The sequence below is a fragment of the Pontibacter sp. HJ8 genome, assembly GCF_054824225.1.
Genome location: NZ_JSYF01000617.1, coordinates 1 through 803, shown reverse-complemented (window position 1 = coordinate 803; position 803 = coordinate 1). Strand labels below are relative to the sequence as shown.

Below are 803 nucleotides of genomic sequence, written 5' to 3'. Positions count from 1 at the left end.
AATTGGAGGCAGAAAGCGGTAACGAAGCCAACTAAAAAATCATTGACTAATAACCTTATAAAACTAAAATTATGTCGATAAAAAGAAAATTGGTCAAAGTCTATACGCCAAATGATGAACCTGGCTTTTTAGGCCCTGACCATAAAGCCCGTCAAATAGTACGGGGAGATTTTAAACAAACGGACCCCTTTATCCTGCTGATGGACGATATGCTTGATAAAAAAGATGAGAAGCCTGTTGGTGGCGCGCATCCGCATGCAGGATTTGAAACTGTCTCGCTACTACTGGAAGGTCAGATTGGCGATGATACACATAAAATGAAAAGTGGCGATTTTCAGATTATGACCGCTGGAAGTGGTATTGTGCACACAGAAACTATAGACAGCATTGCAAAAATGAGGTTGTTGCAAATGTGGCTTAATCTTCCCAAGAAAGACCGTTGGACGACACCGAAAGTGCAGGACTTATCGTGGGCAAATACACCTAAGTTATCCGAGAACGGGGTAAGCATCACGCTTTACAGCGGTAATTTGGCAGGTCTTACATCACCTATCCAAAATTTTGTTCCGTTAATTGTAGCAGATATTACTTTGGAGCCCCATGCTGCAACTGTACTGGATATACCAGCAGATTACAATACATTCCTATATGTTCTGAATGGAAATGCAAAAGTTGGTGAAGATGAACAGCTCTTATTACAAGACCAGGTTGGCTGGCTAAACATGTCAGGTGAAGAAGGCGCTAGTGCGTTGAAAGTAATGGCTGGTAGCGAAGGAATACGGTTTGTATTGTATGCTGGCCAA

1 protein-coding gene is annotated in these 803 nt (G+C 42.0%); it reads left to right on the top strand.

Annotated features, from left to right (window positions below; translation table 11 throughout):
- Positions 1-71: 71 nt before the first annotated feature.
- Positions 72-803: pirin family protein (locus tag OB13_RS20055; protein ID WP_461491962.1), on the top strand; the 732-nt coding region annotated here is incomplete at its 3' end.